Source organism: Campylobacter concisus (assembly GCF_902460895.1).
GTDB lineage: Bacteria > Campylobacterota > Campylobacteria > Campylobacterales > Campylobacteraceae > Campylobacter_A > Campylobacter_A concisus_BC.
In genome coordinates this window covers 1-1,048 of record NZ_CABPVL010000036.1, presented here as the reverse complement: position 1 = coordinate 1,048, position 1,048 = coordinate 1, and the positions used below count along the sequence as shown (strand labels likewise).

Below are 1,048 nucleotides of genomic sequence, written 5' to 3'. Positions count from 1 at the left end.
ATGTATACAATGATGATTATTTTGTTTTTGCATCAGAAATAAAATCTATTTTAAAATATCCGGGTATCAGAGCTGAGGTTGACTACTTATCATTGAATGAATATATGGCTTTTCAAGTAATGTTGAAAAAACATACGATGTTTAAAAATATTAGCTCTTTGGAGCCTGCAACATATTTAATTTTAGAGAATGGCAAAATAAAAGAGAAGAAAAGATACTGGTATTTTAATTATGATATTGATGAAACAAGGAATGAAGATGAATATTGTTCTGAACTTTCGCACTTACTTGAAGATTCATTAAATATTCAAACTAGAGCAGATGTGCCAATTGGTGCATATTTGAGTGGCGGTATTGACTCTAGTTTGGTTTCTATATTGGCCTCCAAAAAGTATTTTGGTGATTTTCATACATTTACTGGTGGTTTCAAGGATTCAAAGGAATTCGATGAAACATATTATGCAAATATAGTTCATCAATATATAAAAAGTATTCATCATGAGATTTTTCCAACTTCGCAGAATTTTATAGATACATTTGAAAAAATATCATACCATATGGATTATCCAGAAGCCGGACCAGGCGTTTTTTCTCAGTATATGGTGTCCAAACTTGCATCTAGCTATGTAAAGGTTGTGCTTGGTGGACAAGGTGGGGATGAAATTTTTGGTGGGTATACTAGATATGCTGTAGCTTATTTAGAGCAAGCAATAAAAGGAGCAATATTTGAAACAGCCGAAGAAGGCAAGCATCTAGTAACTTTGCAATCAATAATTCCTAATATGCCCCAACTTAAAAATTATATACCATTAATAAAAGAGCAGTTTAAAGAAGGACTTTTTGGTCCTATGGATGAACGATACTATCGTATTATAAATCGTACACATAATGTTGATATAATTTATAATAAGGATTTTTTAAAATCTTTTGATAGTAGGCAGCTTCTTGATAAATTTAAACAAGTTTTTAATACGCCAAACACAAAGTCGTATTTTAATAAAATGACATATTTTGATTTAAAAACATTATTACCTGCACTTCTTCATGT

Annotated in this window: 1 protein-coding gene; it reads left to right on the top strand. The window is 30.4% G+C overall.

Going from position 1 to position 1,048, the window contains the following annotated elements; all coding sequences use genetic code 11:
- Positions 1-1,048 (top strand): asparagine synthetase B family protein (locus F3G98_RS10280; protein ID WP_223231359.1); only part of this gene is annotated, 1,048 nt, incomplete at both ends.